Source organism: Streptomyces sp. NPDC005408 (genome assembly GCF_040606445.1).
GTDB lineage: Bacteria > Actinomycetota > Actinomycetes > Streptomycetales > Streptomycetaceae > Streptomyces.
In genome coordinates this window covers 1-1537 of the sequence record NZ_JBEXEX010000134.1, presented here as the reverse complement: position 1 = coordinate 1537, position 1537 = coordinate 1, and the positions used below count along the sequence as shown (strand labels likewise).

Here is a 1537-nt window from a genome sequence, read left to right as displayed (position 1 = left end):
TAAGGGTTGTCCCGTAACTGAAGTCGCCGCAGGCCCTAAGCCGTTCCTGTCCTGGGTGCCAATGGGTCACTGCGGGCGTTGTCAGTGGGCGCGGGCACACTGACGGCATGAGCGTCTCTTCATCTACTGCAGCCGATGCGTCCCACACCTCCCCTGTTTGGGTGGAGTCGATGGGTGGGCCTTTGATCGTCATCCCGGTCTCCGCGTTGGCTGCATGGCGTGGGTGTACGGAGACCGGCGTCATGGCGGGAGACGCCACCACTCCAGACGACTACGACCGAGCCTGCGCGGTGGACGATCTGGCCGGTGTGATCGCCGTTGGCGAGAACGGTGCACAGGCACTGGTACTGGCGGACGAGCCAGCCACCAGCTGTTATCTACCCGAGCATCGAGCCTTCCTGCGGTGGCTTGCCGCCGACTCCGAGGCCGAGTTGAAGGCTGCGGCCAGGGCCGTCCTCGCAGACCCGGCCACCCAGTGGGAGGAGTGCGGCACGTGGGTGTCGGACGGTCCAGCCACGCTCATGGACTCCGCCGAAACAGGCTCTGAACTGGACATCGAGTATCCCGGGGACGGGATGCCCGCCCAGGCATCGGTCCCGCTGCCTGCCAGCCGCTGGAGGGTCCGCGCCACCCACACCAAGGCGGACGAGGAGAACTGGGTCGGCCTGGTCCAGATCCTTCCCATCGAATCTTGAACGGGCAGGTGCTTCGGTTGAGTGTGATCACGCGCTGCGCGCAAGGTTGTGCAGATGGGCGATGCCTAGCATCGCGTGGTGGACGCCTTCGCCCTTCAGCCGGCAGTCGCGGAGGATCTTCCAAGTTTTCATCCGTGCGAAGGCATGCTCGACGCGCGCGCGGACCTGCTTGTGTGAGCGGTTGTGTTCCTGCTTCCAGGCGGGCAGTTCCTCGCCCACCCGCCGACGGTGGGGCATGACGACTCCAGTGCCGGGATAGCCGCCGTCGGCGATGGTCATGGTCTTGCCGACTGCGGCCTTGACTCCGGATTCCTCCCACGCCTTGCAGTCATTGCGGTTGCCCGGCAGCGGCCGGCCGACCAGGACAACGAGGCGGGTGTCGGCATCGATGACGACCTGGTGGTTGGTGGAGTACCTGTAGTTCTTGGACTGTTCGGCGACCGTGTGGTCGCGGGTGGGCACCAGGGTGCCGTCCACAATGAGCACGGTGTCCTTGGCGAAGCGGAGCCGGGGCCGCAGCGCGAGGAGTGGGCTGACCTGATCGATGATCCGGTCAGCCGCAGACTTCGAGATCCCAAACAACGGGGCCAGTTGGCGCATCGTCAAGTTCGTGCGCCAGTAGGCCGTGACCAGCAACACCCGATCTTCCAACGGAAGGCTCCACGGCCGTCCCCGACGCACGGCATCAGCCCCTTCGCGGCGCAACGCAGTGATCAACGCACGGAAACAGCGCGGGCTCAGGCCGGTGAACGGTCCTATCCATGACGGCTCCGACGCCGTGATCACACCAGCCACATCAAGATCATCTCACCTGCGGCCAGCAGTTACGGGACAGCCCTTAG

General features: G+C 65.3%; 2 protein-coding genes. One reads left to right on the top strand and one right to left on the bottom strand.

The window, feature by feature from the left end; translation table 11 throughout:
* Positions 1 to 107 precede the first annotated feature (107 nt).
* Complete coding sequence (locus ABZS64_RS39280; protein WP_355840009.1) at positions 108 to 695, top strand: immunity 21 family protein; 588 nt, start codon at positions 108 to 110, stop codon at positions 693 to 695.
* A gap of 27 nt (positions 696 to 722) precedes the next feature.
* Here the strand turns inward: ABZS64_RS39280 and ABZS64_RS39275 are convergent, their stop codons facing one another.
* Positions 723 to 1490, bottom strand: a complete 768-nt coding sequence (locus ABZS64_RS39275) for a transposase (RefSeq protein ID WP_355840007.1) — start codon at positions 1488 to 1490, stop codon at positions 723 to 725.
* Positions 1491 to 1537: the final 47 nt, after the last annotated feature.